The sequence below is a fragment of the Mucilaginibacter pallidiroseus genome (assembly GCF_007846085.1).
Lineage (GTDB): Bacteria > Bacteroidota > Bacteroidia > Sphingobacteriales > Sphingobacteriaceae > Mucilaginibacter > Mucilaginibacter pallidiroseus.
Genome location: NZ_VOEJ01000001.1, coordinates 538,818 through 556,218 on the forward strand (window position 1 = coordinate 538,818; position 17,401 = coordinate 556,218).

General features: G+C 42.3%; 14 protein-coding genes. 6 read left to right on the plus strand and 8 right to left on the minus strand.

Features of this window, described 5'->3' with window-relative positions; all coding sequences use genetic code 11:
• Positions 1 to 3: 3 nt before the first annotated feature.
• Entirely contained in the window at positions 4 to 2,196 is a 2,193-nt protein-coding gene (gene recQ, locus FPZ43_RS02435) for a DNA helicase RecQ (protein ID WP_146380642.1), read from the minus strand.
• Between the two features lie 242 nt (positions 2,197 to 2,438).
• On the opposite strand from recQ, the gene FPZ43_RS02440 reads away from it, so the two are divergent.
• The gene (locus FPZ43_RS02440; RefSeq protein ID WP_146380251.1) at positions 2,439 to 3,524 is read left to right on the plus strand and encodes a mannose-1-phosphate guanylyltransferase; all 1,086 of its coding nucleotides are present in this window, start codon (positions 2,439 to 2,441) and stop codon (positions 3,522 to 3,524) included.
• Between the two features lie 73 nt (positions 3,525 to 3,597).
• Here FPZ43_RS02440 and rlmB read toward each other — a convergent pair whose 3' ends face one another.
• On the minus strand, positions 3,598 to 4,371 hold the full coding sequence (gene rlmB / locus FPZ43_RS02445; protein ID WP_261380971.1) for a 23S rRNA (guanosine(2251)-2'-O)-methyltransferase RlmB: 774 nt from the start codon (positions 4,369 to 4,371) through the stop codon (positions 3,598 to 3,600).
• Between the two features lie 283 nt (positions 4,372 to 4,654).
• Here rlmB and dnaB point away from each other — a divergent pair, with 283 nt between their 5' ends.
• Positions 4,655 to 6,208, plus strand: a complete 1,554-nt coding sequence (dnaB, locus tag FPZ43_RS02450) for a replicative DNA helicase (protein WP_146380252.1) — start codon at positions 4,655 to 4,657, stop codon at positions 6,206 to 6,208.
• 123 nt (positions 6,209 to 6,331) lie between these two features.
• Here dnaB and FPZ43_RS02455 read toward each other — a convergent pair whose 3' ends face one another.
• Positions 6,332 to 6,667, minus strand: a complete 336-nt coding sequence (locus FPZ43_RS02455; protein WP_146380253.1) for a tetratricopeptide repeat protein — start codon at positions 6,665 to 6,667, stop codon at positions 6,332 to 6,334.
• A 76-nt stretch (positions 6,668 to 6,743) separates the two neighbouring features.
• Here FPZ43_RS02455 and FPZ43_RS02460 point away from each other — a divergent pair, with 76 nt between their 5' ends.
• The 4 genes from FPZ43_RS02460 (at position 6,744) to FPZ43_RS02475 (ending at position 10,532) form a co-directional block, all read left to right on the plus strand.
• Positions 6,744 to 7,475: an electron transfer flavoprotein subunit beta/FixA family protein gene (locus tag FPZ43_RS02460; RefSeq protein WP_146380254.1), complete on the plus strand. Its 732-nt coding sequence runs from the start codon at positions 6,744 to 6,746 to the stop codon at positions 7,473 to 7,475.
• Positions 7,476 to 7,508: 33 nt separating this feature from the next.
• The gene (locus FPZ43_RS02465; protein ID WP_146380255.1) at positions 7,509 to 8,486 is read left to right on the plus strand and encodes an electron transfer flavoprotein subunit alpha/FixB family protein; all 978 of its coding nucleotides are present in this window, start codon (positions 7,509 to 7,511) and stop codon (positions 8,484 to 8,486) included.
• A 29-nt stretch (positions 8,487 to 8,515) separates the two neighbouring features.
• Positions 8,516 to 9,118 carry a bifunctional nuclease family protein gene (locus FPZ43_RS02470; protein ID WP_146380644.1) on the plus strand — a complete coding sequence of 201 codons (603 nt, stop codon included), beginning with the start codon at positions 8,516 to 8,518 and terminating at the stop codon, positions 9,116 to 9,118.
• A 154-nt stretch (positions 9,119 to 9,272) separates the two neighbouring features.
• A complete protein-coding gene (locus tag FPZ43_RS02475; protein ID WP_146380256.1) occupies positions 9,273 to 10,532 on the plus strand; it encodes a nucleoside permease in 1,260 nt (419 codons plus the stop codon).
• Between the two features lie 72 nt (positions 10,533 to 10,604).
• Here the strand turns inward: FPZ43_RS02475 and FPZ43_RS02480 are convergent, their stop codons facing one another.
• From FPZ43_RS02480 to FPZ43_RS02500, 5 genes are all read right to left on the minus strand, one after another.
• Positions 10,605 to 11,210 carry a porin family protein gene (locus tag FPZ43_RS02480; protein WP_146380257.1) on the minus strand — a complete coding sequence of 202 codons (606 nt, stop codon included), beginning with the start codon at positions 11,208 to 11,210 and terminating at the stop codon, positions 10,605 to 10,607.
• Between the two features lie 156 nt (positions 11,211 to 11,366).
• Positions 11,367 to 12,713 (minus strand): TolC family protein, encoded by a 1,347-nt coding sequence (locus tag FPZ43_RS02485; protein WP_146380258.1) that lies wholly within the window; start codon positions 12,711 to 12,713, stop codon positions 11,367 to 11,369.
• Between the two features lie 13 nt (positions 12,714 to 12,726).
• The gene (locus tag FPZ43_RS02490; protein WP_146380259.1) at positions 12,727 to 13,404 is read right to left on the minus strand and encodes an ABC transporter ATP-binding protein; all 678 of its coding nucleotides are present in this window, start codon (positions 13,402 to 13,404) and stop codon (positions 12,727 to 12,729) included.
• 289 nt (positions 13,405 to 13,693) lie between these two features.
• Complete coding sequence (locus FPZ43_RS02495; RefSeq protein ID WP_146380260.1) at positions 13,694 to 16,105, minus strand: ABC transporter permease; 2,412 nt, start codon at positions 16,103 to 16,105, stop codon at positions 13,694 to 13,696.
• 48 nt (positions 16,106 to 16,153) lie between these two features.
• The gene (locus FPZ43_RS02500; protein WP_146380261.1) at positions 16,154 to 17,401 is read right to left on the minus strand and encodes an ABC transporter permease; all 1,248 of its coding nucleotides are present in this window, start codon (positions 17,399 to 17,401) and stop codon (positions 16,154 to 16,156) included.

Here is a 17,401-nt window from a genome sequence, read left to right on the forward strand (position 1 = left end):
ATATTAATTACCTACTTCCGAAAGAAACTTAATGCGCATTAGCTGGACTTCTTCACGTGTGTAATCGTCTGTACCCAATTCAACCAAAGCATCGTCTATCGAGTCGACTTCGGCAGTTTTAAAGTAATCGAAAACCTCTTCCTGCTTATCTTCATCAATTATTTCATCAATGTAATAGTTAAGGTTAAGTTTAGTACCAGAGTTTACTATAGTTTCAACTTCTTTCAAAATCTCTTCATAGGTAAGCCCCTTTGATGCCGCAATGTCATCCAGGTTAAGGTGCCTATCGATGTTTTGAATGATGAAAACTTTTAGAGCCGACTTGTTGGCCGCGCTTTTAATAACCATATCAATAGGCCGGTCGATGTCGTTATCTTCCACATATTTAGAGATCAGGTCAATAAAAGGCGCACCAAATTTTATGGCCTTTCCTGCTCCCACGCCAGATATCTGCTTAAGCTCATCGGTACTTACAGGATAATGCGTACACATCTCCTCTAACGATGGATCCTGGAATATTACAAACGGCGGCAAACCTTTTTGCTTAGCAAGCTTCTTGCGTAAATCCTTAAGCATTTGCAGCAGTTGCGTATCTAAAGCGGCTCCTGCCTGTTTTGGCCCTTCGTCGCCTTCAGCTTCGTCTGTAGGCCCCATATCGCGGTTAAGTATAAACCTGATGCTGTATGGATTTTCCAAGAAATCGTTACCACTTTTAGTTAATCTCAGTAAGCCATAGTGATCTATATCTTTTGAGATAAAATTATTGAGTAATGCCTGGCGCAATAAAGAGTTCCAAAGGTTCTCCCCGGCTTCCTTACCAGAGCCAAAGCAATCAATCTGATCGTGCTCGTAGTTTTTCACCTGGGCATCATCTTTACCCATCAGAATGTTGATGATGTGGCAATCGTCAAACTTTTCACCAATATTTTTGATAAGGCTTAAAACGCGGTGCAGGTGTTCTTCGCCATCAAAATTGGTTTTAGGGGCGCAGCAGTTATCGCACATGTTGTTACAACCTGCTTCGTTAAAGTTTTCGCCAAAGTAATGTAATAATTGCTTGCGGCGGCAAACTGACGACTCGGCATAGTCAATAACCTCCTTTAATATCTGAGTACCAATTTCGCGCTCGGCTACAGGTTTATCTTTCATAAACTTCTGCAGCTTATCAATGTCTTTTCCCGAATAAAAAGCAACACATACACCTTCGCCGCCATCGCGGCCTGCACGGCCTGTTTCCTGATAATACCCCTCCATGCTCTTTGGCATATCATGGTGAATTACATAGCGAACGTCGGGCTTATCTATACCCATACCAAAGGCTATAGTAGCAACAATCACATCAACATCTTCCATCAGGAACTTGTCTTGCGTGTCGGCACGCACCTTTGGATCCAAACCGGCATGGTAAGGCAGGGCCTTAACACCGTTCAGGTTTAAAACCTCGGCCACTTCCTCAACCTTTTTACGGCTAAGGCAATATATAATGCCCGATTTGCCTTGGTTTTGCTTAACGAACCTAACAATCTCCTTAATAACGTTACGCTTTGCTTTAACCTCATAAAACAGGTTGGCCCTGTTGAACGATGATTTAAAAACAGTAGCATTATTCATTTGCAGGTTCTTCTGAATATCCTGCTGAACTTTTGGGGTAGCTGTGGCCGTCAAAGCGATGATCGGGATAGCATCGCCTATGTTGCTGATTACCTGGCGAATTTTACGATACTCCGGTCGGAAATCGTGTCCCCATTCAGATATACAGTGTGCTTCGTCCACTGCCACGAATGATACATGGTTGAGCCTTAAAAAATCAATGTTTTCCTGTTTGGTTAATGATTCAGGCGCTACGTAAAGCAACTTTGTTTTACCGCTTAATACGTCGTCTTTAACCCTTAATATGTCTGATTTGCTGAGTGATGAATTTAAGAAGTGAGCAATGCTGTCTGAACCGCCGAAGGCCCTAAGCTGATCTACCTGATTTTTCATTAGTGCAATAAGCGGAGAGATCACTATCGCAGTGCCTTCGCTCATAAGGGCCGGTAGTTGATAACACATTGATTTACCGCCACCTGTGGGCATAATTACAAATGTGTCATTACCAGCCAGTATGTTGGTAATAATCGCTTCTTGCTCTCCTTTGAAGTTGTCAAACCCGAAAAAATTTTGCAGGTTATCAAAAAGCGACTTTTTAGTCTCTATCATTAGTACTTGTGCGTTTGAAAATATGTGTCAAAATAACAAAATTTAATAACTAAACGGCATGTTCATTCTAAAATTTTATATTAAAATGATTATTTATTCGCAAACATTTATCAAGTCTATTCCTTTAAATTGCACGTTAATTTTTATCCAAACAATTTGCTGTAAGTTTAAATTAAGTTTACAAAATTTTATACATATTTAGCAAGGATTTATACTGCTAAAATTCTTCAAACCACACAATGAATAAAAACCACTATGCCATCATCATGGCGGGCGGCATCGGCAGCCGTTTTTGGCCAATAAGTCGTACTTCTTATCCTAAACAATTTATTGACATCCTTGGTACAGGTAAAACTTTAATTCAAAATACGTACGAGCGTTTTTTAAAGATTTGCCCTAAAGAAAACATTTACGTTGTAACCAACGAAAACTATACAAGCCTGGTAAAAGAGCAATTGCCTGATATGCAGGATCAACAGATACTTACCGAGCCTGTGATGCGCAATACTGCGCCATGTGTGGCTTATGGTTGTTTTAAAATCGAGTCGCTTAATCCAGACGCTTCTATCGTAGTCGCTCCTTCAGATCACTTGATACTTGACGAGAATGCATTTATAACCGCTATTGAAAAGGCCCTAAAAACTGCTGAAGAGCAACATTGTCTTATTACATTAGGTATTAAGCCATCGCGCCCAGATACAGGATACGGGTATATTCAATATACCGATAACGTAATCAATGGCGAATTTCATAAAGTGAAGACCTTTACGGAAAAACCAACCTTAGATATAGCCAAGACATTCATCCAAAGCGGCGATTTTTTATGGAACGCTGGGATATTTGTATGGTCGGCAGGTGCTATTGTCGATGCGTTTAACAACTACCTGCCAGAGATGCATGAGATATTTGCTGAGGCGCGGTCGGTTTATAACAGCGACGAGGAAAAAGAATTTGTACACCGTATATATCAGCGTTGCATAAACATTTCTATCGACTACGGTATCATGGAAAAGGCCTCAAATGTTTATGTATTGCCATCAGAGTTTGGATGGAGCGATCTTGGCACATGGGCTTCTATTTACCAATTGGCTGATAAAGACTATGTTGGTAATGCTGTGATACCGTCCGAAAAGGTAATTATGTATGATAGCAGTAATTGCATGGTTAATGTACCATCGGACAAGTTGGTGATTTTGCAGGGCCTGCACGACTATATCGTAGTTGAGTCGAACAACTCCCTGTTGATTTGCCCTCGTGATCAGGAGCAAAACATTAAACAAGTGGTTGCAGATGTGAAAAGCAAATTCGGAACCAAGTTTATCTAAGCATTTCCGATAGGCGTAAAAAAACGCATTGCTGTTTTAGCAATGCGTTTTTTTATGAGGTAATATGTAGCTCTTAACTGTTTGATGCGCTGAAGCGTTGCCTGACGGCTTCATATAAAATAATGCCAGCTGACACAGATACGTTTAGTGACTCGATTTCACCGTACATGGGTATTTTTGCCAAATGGTCGGAAATGCGGATAATGTCGTTACGGATACCATCTTCCTCCGAGCCCATAATGATAGCTGTTGGCGCGGTATAGTCCGGCGTGTAAAGGTAATCGTTTGTTTTTTCGGTGCAGCTTACCAATTGCAAGCCCGATTCCTGTAAAAATCTAACCGTTTGCATAAAATTCTCGTGGCGGCACACAGGTATTTTATATAGGGCCCCGGCTGATGTTTTTATTGCATCAGGGTTGATCTGTGCCGAACCTTTGGCCGGTATTACAATAGCATGTACTCCCGAGCACTCCGCTGTGCGGGCTATGGCACCCATGTTGCGCACATCGGTTATGCTATCCAACACTAAAATAAGCGGCACCTCCCCTTTTTCGAATATTTCCGGGATAATGTTTTCTACTTTTTGATATACAATTGGCGAAATAAAGGCAACCACACCCTGGTGGTTTTTCATAGTGATGCGGTTGAGTTTTTCAACCGGTACCTGCTGAGCCTGTATCTGATATTCCTGCAATACATCCTTTAACTCGTTTAGCAAGCCGCCGCCTAAACCACGTTGTATGTAAAGCGCTTCAATCTCTTTCCCTGCCAGTATGGCTTCAATAACGGCTCTGATGCCAAATACCATCTGATTACCCTCGCGGGGAGGCCTGGAATTGTATGTCATTGCGATAAAAATATTTTCGCCAAAAGTAGCTATATTAACTGATTTAACAGAATACTAAAAGCGTTAGTTAGGTTGGCTTTAACATCCGTTAACATCGCTTAACTTTATTAACATAATTGTGAATCAATTACTTGCAGCGTAATTAACACGTTATAAACATCGGTTGTTAATAAAGAACGCGTTTTTTTATTGTGTTGATAATGTTTTGCTTAAAGTCCTTAATACACTATGTGGACTAATTATAAAACAGGCGACGGCTTATTTTATTTACTTTTGTTTCGTTATGATGTTCGAGAATGACTCCCCTAATTACAAAGCCGGCACCAATGATCGCCGCAGCCGTTTCACCGCCCCGCAGCAATACATGGGGAACGGAAAACTGCAGCCGCAGGCTGTTGATTTGGAAGAGGCCATATTGGGCGCATTGATGCTTGAAAAAGATGCACTATCCTCTGTAATTGATGTTTTAAAGCCCGAAGTTTTTTATGAAGAAAAACACAAGCGGATTTTTCAAGCCATACATACACTGTTCGAAAAAACGTCACCGGTAGATATCCTCACTGTGACTGCACAATTGCGCCAGCAAGGTGAATTGGAACTGATAGGCGGTGCATACTATATTACAGAGCTTACCAATCGCGTTGCATCCGCAGCCAATATTGAGTACCACGCACGTATCGTAATTCAGAAATTTATACAGCGTGAGCTTATCCGCATCTCTACAGATGTGATAAGTAATGCTTATGAAGACACAAGTGACGTGTTTGACTTGCTCGACAAAGCAGAGAAGAACCTTTTCGAAATAGCGCAGAACAACCTTCGCCGCGACTCACGCAAGATGGATGACCTGATGCATGAGGCGCTTCGCGACATCGAGGCACTTAAAGATAAAAAAGATGGCTTAACAGGCGTGCCTTCGGGATTTACCGATCTTGACCGTATTACATCGGGTTGGCAAAAGTCTGACCTTGTAATTATAGCTGCCCGCCCCGCGATGGGTAAAACCGCGTTTGTGTTAAGTTGCGCGCGTAATGCAGCTGTAGATTTTGATAAACCCGTAGTGGTGTTCTCGCTTGAGATGTCGTCTGTACAATTGGTTAATCGTTTGATTTCCGGTGAGACAGAAATCGAGCAGGAAAAGATCCGTAAAGGAACTTTGGAGGAATGGGAATGGCAACAGATCCACTCGAAGGTTGGCCGTTTGGAGCAGGCACCGTTGATTTTGGATGACACCCCCTCATTAAATATATTTGAATTCAGGGCCAAGTGTCGCCGCTTAAAATCACAATATGATATACAGCTAATCATCATTGACTACCTGCAATTAATGCATGGCAAGGCCGATGGCAAAGGCGGTAACCGCGAGCAGGAAATTGGTAGTATATCACGTGCGCTGAAAACTGTAGCCAAAGAACTTAACGTGCCGGTGATTGCGCTTTCGCAGTTAAGTCGTGCTGTAGAAAGCAGGCCAGGCGGTTCAAAAAGGCCAATGCTATCAGATTTGCGTGAATCTGGTTCAATTGAGCAGGATGCAGATATGGTATTGTTCCTTTACCGCCCCGAATATTACGGACTTGATGTGGATGAAGATAACAACCCAACACAAGGCGTTGGCGAGGTAATTATTGCCAAGCACCGTAACGGTGAAACCGGCCGCGTAAGGCTTAAGTTTGTGGGTAAATATGTGAAATTCCAGGATCTGGAGCAAAGTATTGATGGCTTTGAAGGTGCCAACCCATTTGCCGGCCTTGCCCCTTCGCAAGATTACGATAAGCCAAACAACTTTATTATCCGCCCATCCCGTATGGATGATTTAGAAGATGAGCCACCGTTTTAGCCCCCCAGCCCCCTGAAGGGGGAGCGGAAATTTATAAAAAGAGCGGCGAAGGAATTTATCCTTCGCCGCTCTTTTTTTGATCCATTGATTAATCTTCAACTCCCCCTTCAGGGGGCTGGGGGGCTAATAATCGTCGTCATCAAAGCCTTTCAGGTTCATATAAACGCCTTGCAGTTCGCTAAATGCGTGCATATCGCGTTTGGCTTTGGTTATCTCCATACCCTTTTCATAGGTAGCAATTGCATCGTCTTTGCGCTGCAGCGCTTCGTAAAGTTTACCTAAGTGGTAGTAGGTGCCGGTGTAGTTGGGGTGGTTGGTTACAAGCTCCTCATAATATGCCAACGCTTTGCTGGTATCGTTCAAACGCAGGTACTCGGTAGCCAGTGCATATTTCAAAAATTCGTCATTTGGCTCGTTCTCCAAAAACGCCAATAGCTTATCTAATCTGCTCGTGTCCATTTTAAACTCTCTGTTTTTTAACTAAATTTGTTGCACCCTATAAACAAATACCTGTAAAAACTAACCAATTAGCTCTATGAAAATACTGGTATGTATTAGCAATGTCCCGGATACCACCACAAAAATAACCTTTACTGATAATAACACGCAATTTAATACCAACGGTGTACAGTTTATATTGAATCCGTATGATGAAATTGCCCTTGCCCGCGCTATCGAACTTACAGATGGCGGCAAAGGCACGGTAACTGTAACTAACGTTGGCGATGCATCTACAGAAGCTACCATTCGCAAGGCATTGGCCATTGGTGCAACTGATGCTATTCGTATCAATGCCAAACCGCATGATGCCTGGTTTGTGGCATATCAGATAGCCGAATATGTAAAAGCCAATCCTTACGATTTGATACTAACCGGCCGCGAATCGATAGACTATAACGGATCAAAAGTTGCCGGCATGTTGGGCGAATTGCTGGACCTGCCATCAGTTTCGATCATTAAAAAACTTGACATAAGCGATGCGGAAGGAACCGTAGAGCGCGAAATTGAGGGTGGCAAAGAGGTGCTTACTATCCCTTTCCCATTTGTTGCAGGTTGTGCTGAAGGCGTTGCCGAGCCGAAGATACCGAACATGCGCGGTATAATGGGTGCGCGTACCAAACCATTGGCTGTGGTTGAGGCTGTTGGAGTGCAAACGTCATCAAATGTTATCAGCTATGAAACCCCTGCTCCCCGCGGCCAGGTAACATTGGTTACCGATGCCGATAAACTGGTTGAATTATTGCACACCGAAGCAAAGGTTATTTAACCGATTATTTTACTACCAAAAGAAACTCAGATCATGTCAGTTTTAATATATGCCGAAAACGCTAATGGCAAATTCAAAAAATCAACTTTTGAAGCTGTATCATATGCAAAGGCAATTGCTCAGCAAAACAATACAACACTTACAGCTATATCAATTGGCAACGTTGCTGAAGACCAATTAGCAGTTTTAGGAAATTACGGAGCCGAGAAGGTTTTAAATGTAAGCAGCGGTAAGCTTACAAATTTTGTTAACCAGGCCTATGCTGCCGTTATTGCCGAAGCTGCTAAAGCCGAAGGGGCAGATATTGTTGTATTGTCAAACTCGTTTTCGGGCAGAGGACTTGCGCCTCGTATCGGCATTAAATTGCAGGCGGCAGTTGCAGATGGTGCTACCGCGTTGCCGGAACAGGCGGACGGAAAATTTACCGTTAAAAAAACAGCCTTTTCGGGAAAAGCGTTTGCAGTTGTTGAATTAACATCTGCCAATAAGGTAATATCGCTTACACCCAATGCTTACAAGTTGGTTGAAACAGGTGGCACTGCACAGATAGAAAACTTTGAGCCCGAAGTTAAGTCAACAGATTTTAAGGCTATCATCAAAGATATCGTACGATCTACCGATAAAGTTTCGTTACCGGATGCAGAGATTGTTGTATCAGGCGGACGCGGCATGAAAGGTCCTGAAAATTGGGCACTTATAGAGGAGTTGGCTGATGTATTAGGTGCCGCAACTGCCTGCTCTAAGCCAGTATCAGACGCCGGATGGCGTCCGCACAGCGAACATGTTGGCCAAACTGGTATAGCTGTGAGCCCAAATTTGTATATTGCAGTCGGTATTTCGGGTGCAATACAGCACCTGGCTGGTATTAGTTCATCAAAAGTTATTGTTGTAATAAACAAAGATGCCGAAGCGCCGTTTTTTAAAGTAGCAGATTATGGTATTGTTGGCGATGTATTTGAAGTGCTGCCGCAATTAATAGCTGCGGTAAAAGAACTTAAGGCATCAGCCTAAATAGAGAAACAGTTGTGATGGGTAACGATATAAAAAAGATCAAACTGGATATTGTGGGCCTATCCTACAGTCAAACCCAGTCGGGCGCGTATGCATTGGTATTGGGCGAGGTAAGCGGGCGCCGCCGGCTCCCAATAATTATAGGGAGTTTTGAGGCGCAGGCGATAGCCATCGAAATTGAGAAGATGACACCGAGCCGCCCCCTAACGCATGATCTTTTTAAGAGCCTTGGGCAGGCATTCAATATATCGGTACAAGAGGTTGTTATATATAACCTGGTAGACGGCATTTTTTATGCGAAGCTGATTTGCTTCGACGGTAAAAAGACTGTAGAGATTGATGCACGTACATCTGATGCGATTGCAGTGTCGGTACGTTTCGACTGCCCTATTTACACTTATGAATTTATCCTCTCAACAGCCGGTATTGTTATTGAAGGTAATGACTTTGTTTATCTTGAAAATATAAATGAAGCAGCCGATGAGAAGTCAAGCACAGCAGCTGCTGCCGGTACCTATACATCATTAAGTGAAGATGAATTGAAAAGCAAGTTGCAGGAAGCCCTAATCGAAGAAGCATATGAGAAGGCTGCCAAAATACGTGACGAGCTTAATAAACGTAAATCTTCTTAATGAATATGGCTTTATAAGCTGTAAACAAAGCTTTCGGCAAAATAATATTTTCATTTAACGGTAAATCTGCCCTGTTTTGTTTTACCATGTGGCATTATTTCACTACTTTCCGCCTTTAATTTAACGTTGATTTTTACTGACAAAAGCTGGGTGTATGAATATTAAGTTTCGCTTAATACTAATGAACTTTATGCAGTTTTTTATATGGGGAGCCTGGCTGCTTACCATTGGTGCATATTGGTTTCAAAATAAACAATGGTCGACCTCGCAATTTGCGGCGATATTCTCAACCATGGGCATTGCCTCTATATTTACCCCCACGCTTACCGGTATCCTGTCGGACAGGTTTATAAATGCGGAAAAGCTTTACGGGATTATGCACTTATTGGGCGCGCTAACGCTATGTTCATTACCCATGGTTACTAACCCAACCACGTTTTTTTGGGTACTGCTGCTTAACATGGCATTTTATATGCCTACCCTATCACTCTCAATAACCGTTGCATATTCTGCGCTTAAAAGCCAGGCGTTGGATGCTGTCAAAGAGTATCCCCCAATACGCACCTGGGGTACTGTAGGTTTCATTGTTGCCTTGTGGACAGTGAGCTTAACGCATAACGAAACATCTGCCAACCAGTTTTATATCTCTGCAGCTGTGTCTGCCGCTTTAGGCATTTATTCGTTTACATTGCCTAAAGCGCCGCCGATGCTTAACAAGCAAACTGCAAAGTCGTTCACCACAGCTTTGGGCTTGAACGCATTTGCATTATTTAAGTCGTCCAGGTTTGCTATATTTTTCGCCTTCTCATTGCTGCTTGGCGCTGCATTACAACTAACCAATGCTTATGGCGATACTTACATTCATGATTTTAACAGCAATCCGGCTTATAAAGACACCATAGCGGTAAAGTATCCGGCTATCATCATGTCCATCAGCCAGATATCAGAAACCCTATTTATCCTGGCTATTCCATTCTTCCTGCGCAAGTTTGGCATTAAATACGTAATGCTTTTCAGCATGATTGCATGGGTATTGCGATTTGGACTGTTTGCCTTTGGCGACCCGGCCGACGGTTTATGGATGATCGTGCTCTCGTGTATTGTTTACGGTATGGCTTTCGATTTCTTCAATATTTCAGGTTCGTTATTCGTCGAAACCCAGGCATCTCCCGAAATTCGTGGCAGCGCGCAGGGTTTGTTTATGATGATGGTTAATGGCTTTGGTGCATTTATGGGAAGCAACATAAGCGGCTGGTTGATTGACAAATATTTTATGTTGCCGGATGGCTCTAAAGACTGGCATGGGATATGGCTAAGCTTTGCTGGCTATGCGCTGGTAATAGCCGTTATATTCCCGTTTGTATTTAAATACAAGCACAACGCGGCATTAAAGTATGCTATTGAACACGCTTAGTTAAAGAAACATTGTAAACAAAGAAAGCCGACTATTTAGCCGGCTTTCTTTGTTTAACAGATATTGTTCAGCTTACAAAAAGGCGTAACCCAATGTTAAGTTGAATAAGCTAACACGGGTTTTGTAATTTGTTGAACCATCAAGTATGTAAGTTTGCTTAGTTAAGCCAGCTTCATAACGCAAATCAATAGATATTCTGCGGATGTCAACGCCTGCACCTGCTGTTAGTGCAAAGTTTGAGCTTTTATAATCAAAACGGGTAGCGCTGCCTAAAGCATTACCTAAGCTGTTATCTTTATCGATAGCGAATGACAAAAGCGGACCAGCATAAAATCTACCACCTAAGCCGAATGCACCAATTTTGGTACCCAACAAAATTGGAATATCGATGCTTTTGAAAGAAGCATTGGCAGATTCAGTGGTACTTTTTTGAATATTCACGTTTTTACTGGTGTAATAAAGCTCGGGCTGTACGTTGAAGCCTAACGCGCCAAAACGAGCCCAAAGGCCGCCAAGATAACCTGCCCTGTTCGAGCTGCTAAAAGTACCCTGATTGTTTGAAAGGCTGCTTAAGTTAACGCCACCTTTTACACCCACTTGTACACTCGGGATGATTTGGGCCTGCGATGCAGTAGCTGCCGCTACCAGTATTGCCAATGAGAGGAAAATTTTTTTCATAGGTTCTTGAATTTTAGTGATAACAGTAAATGTGTTTTTCTGTTTTATGGTTAATATTGTTTACAAAATAAATATCCGGATGGGTTGTTAACCATATCCGGATACTTAGCATATCTGCCGCAAAAGTATAATATTTTATATATCTGCTATATGTTGCTACAGTGATAATTTTCCCTGGTAGTAATCCAATATCTTGTTATAAATAAAACACTGATAGCGGGCATTGATCACGTTCAGGTTTGCCCTGTCAAGGTAGTTTTTCACAAGTACAAAGTCCACAGATGTTAGCACACCGGCATTAAACCTGATCTGCGCTATGCGGAATGATTCGGAATATGCTTTTACCTGCTCCTGCAGGGTCGTATAGCGTTCCAACGCGTTTTGCAGGTCGAGATAAGCCTGCTCAACATTTTGCTGCAGTTGTATCTTTGTATTATCTTCAACATAACGCGTAGTAAGCAAATCAATTTTGGCCTTGGCAATGCGGTTACGGTTTTGCCAGTAGTTTAGTATCGGTACCCGCAAGCTAATGCCTACCTGGTTGTTGTAGTTGTTTTTAAACTGATCCCAGTAGCCTATTGGCCTGTCATTAATGGTTGCTGCGCTCGAATACTGGGTATTAATACCGCCAAACAGCGATATGGTGGGCGACAATGCACCTTTTGCCGCGGCTACACCTTTTTCGGCACTTTGGCGGCGTAGGGTGGCAGCTTTCACAAAGGCCAGCTGTTGCAGTGCCGTTTTATAAAGCTCGTCAGACGTTGTGTTTTGGTTAGTGATTTCGATGCCGTCCCCCGCACCAATTTTGGCGAAGCTGATATTTGGACGGTATGGTATGTTCAGGATCTGTAACAGATTTAACTTAGACGTTTGCAAAGTAGCTTTAGCATTTACATAACTAACCTGGTTATCAGAATAAATACCACGAAGGTCGAACAAGTCCGACGGTGTCTTATTGGCCCCTTGTTTTTCGAGTACCTCCAGCCTGTTCAGTTGCTCTTTTGATACCTGCACCTGGTTGGCTACCTGTGTTAACAGTTCGGCATTGTTTAATACAAGCAAGTAAGCCGTAATGGTGTTAATGGTTACCTGGTCTTTTGCCTGCTGCAAATCCATTTGGCCGGCCTGGTAAGCCAGGGTTGTTTGCTTTATCTTGTTGAGGTTTTGTAAGCCTGAGAATAAAGTAAGATCAGCGTTTACATTGTAACTGGCAAACTTTTGCTGTTGGTTAATGTACTGGTAGGTTGTAGGGTTAAGGCTTCGGCCGTTATTTATGCTATGATCTACCTGGCCGGTTATAAACGGCAGCAGGTTTTCTCTGGCCTGATTCCTGTCAACCTTGGCTGTTTGCATCAGCAACTCACTTTTGCGCACATCAAGGTTGTTTTTAATTGCAATCTCGATGCATTGCGGTAATGTAAGAAGCGTATCTGCTGTTTGGCCAAGTGCCATTGCAGGCGCTGTAGAAATAAGGCCAATTATTAATAGTTTAAAGTATCGCATTTTGGGTTACAGTTCAGAATTTCTTTGAAGATTCAATCCTTCCATCCAACAGGTTAATGATGCGCGAACCATACTCGGCGTTTTTCTCGGAGTGTGTTACCTGGATGATGGTAACGCCGTCCTCTTTATTAAGCTTGCGGAAAAGTTCCATGATCTCCTCCCCTTGTTTTGAGTTAAGGTTACCGGTAGGCTCATCGGCCAGTATTAATTTTGGTTTTGCAATAAGTGCACGTGCAATGCCTACCAGCTGCTGCTGCCCGCCCGACAACTGCGCAGGGAAAAGGTCCTTTTTACCAACCATCTGGAAACGGTCGAGCATATCGGCAACCATGGCCTTACGTTCAGATCCTTTTACATCCTGGTAAATAAGCGGCGTTTCGATGTTTTCGTAAACGGTAAGCTCATCAATTAAGTGGTACGCCTGGAATACAAAACCGATGTATTGTTTGTAAAGTGCCGAACGTTGTTTTTCCTTTAACTGATGCACCGGCTGGTTTACAAAGTAGTGGTACCCTTCAGATGGCTCGTCCAACATACCTATAACGTTAAGCAGGGTTGATTTGCCGGAACCTGATGGGCCCATGATAGACACAAACTCGCCTTCGTCAACCTCAAGGTTAATATCGTTCAATACGAAAGTTTTGTTTCCGCCCGCTTGGTAGTACTTTGAAATATGCTGTAGTGATAACATTTTAATGATTTGTGATGAATAGTTTATTGTTTACTTGCTGCAATTTCTAAAATTGATTTGACCATCAAAGTATCAATTACATACCAAAGTGTTAACTGTTTGTTTGTTAATACTTTATGAAAATATTTTTGCTTTACACTGTTCGCTTATGCACAAGATGTGTTCGTTTTCGATACAGTTTCAATGCGTATTGAAGGATAGTAGTTGTGGCGTTTTGAAATAGCCGGATATTAAAAAAGGTTAGGCCCTTTTATGGGCTAACCTTTCGTTTCAAATTAAGGGGAATCAATTATTCGCTTCGTAAGCTCTTAACAGGATTCGCTATCGCTGCTTTTACAGATTGTACGCTGATGGTTAACAGCGATATAAGTACAGCCACAACACCGCCAAGTGCAAACATCCACCATTGGATGTTTATGCGATAAGCAAAATCCTGAAGCCATTTGCTCATGGCATACCAGGCTACCGGCGATGCTACAACAATGGCGATTGCAATGAGCCATAGATAGTCTTTTGATATCAGGGCAACAATATCGGGCACACCTGCACCTAACACTTTACGTATGCCAATCTCTTTAATGCGCTGCTCGGCTGTAAAAGTTACCAGCCCGAATAAGCCAAGGCAAGCCAGGAAGATGATAAGTACACTAAAGACTGTAAAGAGCTGCTGCAACTTATGTTCGGTTTTATATTGTTCATCAATTAAATCGCCTACCCATTTATATTCAAAAGCCTTAGCAGGATAAAGTTCCTTAAAAATTTTATTGACCTTGCTCAACACCTGTTTCCCCGCACCCGGTGTCACCCTGATGAGCATTGCACCAAAGTTGGGGTCGCTTATAGCCTGAATAATGGTAGGCTTAAGTTTGTTATGTAACGACTCACTGTAAAAGTCGTTTATAACGCCAACCATTACACCAAACATTTTGTCACCCTTTTTATTCAACTTTAGATCAAGCAAATTTGCAGTATATTGTGTAGTTATTAAAGGCAATGCGCCTTTTTGAGCAACGGCAATATCGCTCATTCCATACATAAGCGAATCCGCATTCATTGCGTCGCTGACATTTGCTGAGCTTAAAAGCCTTCCCGACTTTGTTTTAAATTTTAAAACATCAGCCAGATCTGCATCGGCCATTATAAAAAAAACTTCTTTCTTTTCTTTTCCTATCGGCATTTCTATTGACATCGAACCGGTTCCGGATGACGGATACCAATTAGTTATGCTTGCATTTTGTACACCCGGAATAGCTTTGACGCGCTTTTTAAAAGCCTGCCCGTACTTTCCCCAATCGTTGTAATCTATATTGATAAGATTATTTTTGTCGAAACCTAAATCCTTGGTGTTCATAAAATTGAGCTGCTTTTGTACAACTATTGTTATGATAATTATAGATACCGATATGGCAAACTGACCAACAACCAAAGCCTTTTTAAGGATATTAAGCTGCATGCCGGATGATACTTTGTCCCTTAAGATTACAACGGGTTTAGGTTTCGAAAGGTACCATGCCGGGTATAATCCTGTACCCAAACTTACAAGTAGCACCACAAGTATAACGCCTAACAGGAATGCTGAGCTGTATAGGTTTATAGCCAGCTTATGCCCCATAAATTCCTCAACATATTTTATAAGAAAGGGATAAAGTGTTAACGCAATGACAAATGATATGGCGAAAAATAATACCGACTCTGTTAAAAACCGGAGCATTAATTGACCTTTCCCCGCCCCTAAAACTTTGCGTATACCTGTTTCTTTTGCTCGATTAAATACTCTTGATATGGTTAGGTTTACGAAGTTGATACATGCAATAAGCAGTAACAATACAGCTACGGCCGAAAAAATGTAAACGTTTTGTATGCTGCCGCGTACGGACTGCCAACCGCCGAAATCAGACTTAAGGTAAATATCTTTCATTGGCTGGAACTGGTATATGTAGTCTGCAGGCTTGGGTGCATTGTGCTTTTTGTACCACTTATTGACTTTTGCTGTAAACGCTGGTACATCTGTGCCCGATTTTAGTAAAATGTACTGTGTTTCGAATGTATAGGCACCGTTAGTCGGAATTATATTATCTGACGCACGATACTCTTGCACGGTGATCATATCTGCGCGCAAATGTGTGTTTTGCGGGATATTTTCTATCACCCCGGTGACCAGGTATTGCGTTGGCTTACCAAAGTCGAGCAAGGCCTCCACTATTTTGCCAACTACATTTTGGCCATTAAAATACCGCGCTTGTAATTTACGGCTGATGACAACATTGGTATAACCGCTGACGTATTTCTTCGGATCGCCCTGTAACACTTTAAAATCAAGCAGGTCCCAAATGCCCGGTTCAGCACGCAGGTTTTTCACGGCTACCCCTTCGGGATCAAGTCCAAATTTTACACGCTCCGTTATTACCGACATGCGGCAGTAGCCGGTTACCTCTGGCATATCTCTCTTAAGCGATGGTGCCAGTCCCGAAAACGCAGCAGACATAGGCTTGCTACCTTTAATATGACTGTTTTGCTGAATAATGCGATATATGTTATCGCCTTTTTGCCAATTGGTATCGTAAGACAATTCGTCAATTACAACTGTAGCAACTATCAGGCAAGCCAATAACCCGGTGGTCAGGCCTACAATATTTATCAGCGAATATGATTTATGTTTCCATAAGTTGCGCCACGCTAATTTGATGTTGATTTTAAACATGTAATGTTATGTTAAAAGCTGAATTTTATCGAAGATAAGCTGCAACAATTACTCACTTCTGAGGCTATTTACCGGATTGCTTAAAGCCGCCTTGATAGATTGGTAACTTACCGTTACAAACGCAATGAGCACAGCCATGCCGCCTGCAAGTGCAAATACCCACAATTGTATGTTTATGCGGTAAGCAAAATCCTCCAGCCATTGGTGCATAAAGTAGTAAGCCAAAGGTGATGATATTACAATTGCTATAATAACCAATTTAAGGAAATCTGATGAGATAAGGCCCACAATGTTCAATACACCGGCACCCAACACCTTTCTTATGCCAATTTCCTTTACGCGCTGGCGGGTAGTAAATACTGCCAATCCAAATAAGCCAAGGCAGGAAATAAATATGGTTACTAAAGTAAACACCTTCAATATTTCGCCGGTACGCTGATCCGTTTTGTACATTTGGTCAAACTCCTCATCAAGGAAATGATACTCGAACGGGGTATTCGGGCTAAATGTCTTCCACCTGCTTTGTATGGCTGCAATAACTTTGGCGGTGTTTTTACCAGACGTTTTAATAAGTAGTTTACCAAACCAATCGTATTCGGGAAACATCACGATTGGTGTTACCGCTTCATGTAGCGATGCAAAATTAAAATTATTGGTTACAGCCTTAATTGTACCCATACGCCCGTTAAGGCCAATACGCTTGCCAATAGCCTGCTGTGGCGACCATCCCATTGCTTTAACCGCCATCTCGTTCAATACAAATCCGTATTTGCGATCTTCTTCCTTTTCGGTACGTACTTGTTGCTCATCGCCCATATCAAGGTCGGCGCCAGCAATTATCTTTATACCCAGGGTTTTAATAAAGCTCTTTTCGATAGGAATAGCGGTAACGGACAGGTTAAAATCAGCGTTTTTACCGTCGGCCTGGTTAATGGTATAACCACCGCCTACGTTAACCGGCGAGTCATAACTTGCCGTTACGCTTAAAACGCCCTCCTGTTGCAGCACATCGTTTTTAAGCACTTCTATTTTTTGATAAGGCGAACCACCGGTATTGATCACCAAAACCTGCTCACGGTTAAGGCCGGTATTCATTTCCTGTATATACTTTAATTGGTTGCCCGCAATAAGGGTACTGATGATAAAGAACACTGATACCACAAATTGAAAAACGACCAATGATTTACGCACTATTGCCCCGCCCGGCTGTGCTGAAGACTTACCTTTAAGTGTAACTATCGGTTTAAAGGCAGATAAGTAAAGTGACGGATAAGTACCTGCCAACAATGTTGGCAA

What these genes read in the sequence shown, in the direction of transcription:
- FPZ43_RS02440 (WP_146380251.1), top strand. Translation starts at nt 2,439, where the DNA reads ATGAATAAAAACCACTATGCCATCATCATGGCGGGCGGCATCGGCAGC.
- rlmB (WP_261380971.1), bottom strand. Translation starts at nt 4,371, where the DNA reads ATGACATACAATTCCAGGCCTCCCCGCGAGGGTAATCAGATGGTATTT.
- dnaB (WP_146380252.1), top strand. Translation starts at nt 4,655, where the DNA reads ATGATGTTCGAGAATGACTCCCCTAATTACAAAGCCGGCACCAATGAT.
- FPZ43_RS02455 (WP_146380253.1), bottom strand. Translation starts at nt 6,667, where the DNA reads ATGGACACGAGCAGATTAGATAAGCTATTGGCGTTTTTGGAGAACGAG.
- FPZ43_RS02460 (WP_146380254.1), top strand. Translation starts at nt 6,744, where the DNA reads ATGAAAATACTGGTATGTATTAGCAATGTCCCGGATACCACCACAAAA.
- FPZ43_RS02465 (WP_146380255.1), top strand. Translation starts at nt 7,509, where the DNA reads ATGTCAGTTTTAATATATGCCGAAAACGCTAATGGCAAATTCAAAAAA.
- FPZ43_RS02475 (WP_146380256.1), top strand. Translation starts at nt 9,273, where the DNA reads ATGAATATTAAGTTTCGCTTAATACTAATGAACTTTATGCAGTTTTTT.
- FPZ43_RS02480 (WP_146380257.1), bottom strand. Translation starts at nt 11,210, where the DNA reads ATGAAAAAAATTTTCCTCTCATTGGCAATACTGGTAGCGGCAGCTACT.
- FPZ43_RS02485 (WP_146380258.1), bottom strand. Translation starts at nt 12,713, where the DNA reads ATGCGATACTTTAAACTATTAATAATTGGCCTTATTTCTACAGCGCCT.
- FPZ43_RS02490 (WP_146380259.1), bottom strand. Translation starts at nt 13,404, where the DNA reads ATGTTATCACTACAGCATATTTCAAAGTACTACCAAGCGGGCGGAAAC.
- FPZ43_RS02495 (WP_146380260.1), bottom strand. Translation starts at nt 16,105, where the DNA reads ATGTTTAAAATCAACATCAAATTAGCGTGGCGCAACTTATGGAAACAT.